Origin of the sequence: Paraburkholderia franconis, from assembly GCF_009362735.1 — a bacterium.
Taxonomy (GTDB): Bacteria; Pseudomonadota; Gammaproteobacteria; order Burkholderiales; family Burkholderiaceae; genus Paraburkholderia; species Paraburkholderia franconis.
In genome coordinates this window covers 1-785 of sequence record NZ_WHNP01000248.1, presented here as the reverse complement: position 1 = coordinate 785, position 785 = coordinate 1, and the positions used below count along the sequence as shown (strand labels likewise).

General features: G+C 65.9%; 1 protein-coding gene and 1 pseudogene. Both read right to left on the bottom strand.

Annotated features, from left to right (window positions below):
* Positions 1-306, bottom strand: a pseudogene (locus GCT13_RS48000) (alginate export family protein); the annotation flags it as partial.
* Positions 307-443: 137 nt separating this feature from the next.
* The coding region (locus GCT13_RS47995; protein ID WP_152768464.1) for a DUF1275 family protein at positions 444-785 on the bottom strand (342 nt) is incomplete at its 5' end.

The following is a 785-nucleotide window of genomic DNA, read 5'->3' as shown; positions in this document are numbered from 1 at the left end:
GAGGCGCTCGCGCAGATTCGCGCCGAGCGACAGATACGAATGCGGATCGCCGCCGAGCGGAATGTATTTGAGGCTGTCCAGCGGCTGCCGGGGCACGCACTTGTCCGCCAGCACGGACCAGTCCTCCTGCCAGCGGTTGAACAGCACGACGGGCCGCTTCGCGGTGCACGCGGCGGTTGCCGTATCGGCGGATGCCGTTTCCTCTGTCGCCCGCGCACTGCCGCTCAACGCCAGGCCGGCGACAAAAAGGGCAAGGTACGCAACAGCGTTCGTACCTGCAAACGGCCTGGGCCACACACGCGTCATAGCATCTCCGTGTCGTGAAAGGGGTGCGGTACTTTTGCCCGCGACATTCATCGGCGCTTATCCGAAATGCGGTTCGCAGTTGCCGTTGAATCGAACACGAACTGCCGCAATGAGCAGTCCGACCGGACCTGCTTCGGCTATTTCCTCGCGTCTGTCATGGTTGTAGAAGCGGTCGAGGATGCGCCGCGTGCGTTGAGTGCGAGCCACGCGAGCACGACAAACGGAAGCAGCAGAGCCCAGAACCCGACTTGCCGATACGCGAGCGCGCCTGCGATCGCGCCCGCAGCGAACGCGAGAATGGCCGGCAGCATCTTGCCCAGGCGCGTTCGCGCCACGGCCTGTGCGTCGGATGGCGCGTGCGGCGAAAGCACGTCGATCGCATCGAGCACGGCCTGCGTGACGTTGCCCGTCATCACCGTGTTCGGCACGCCGGGACGCGCGACGAGCCGCCCGTGCGCGTTCTGCACGCCCATCGCCGC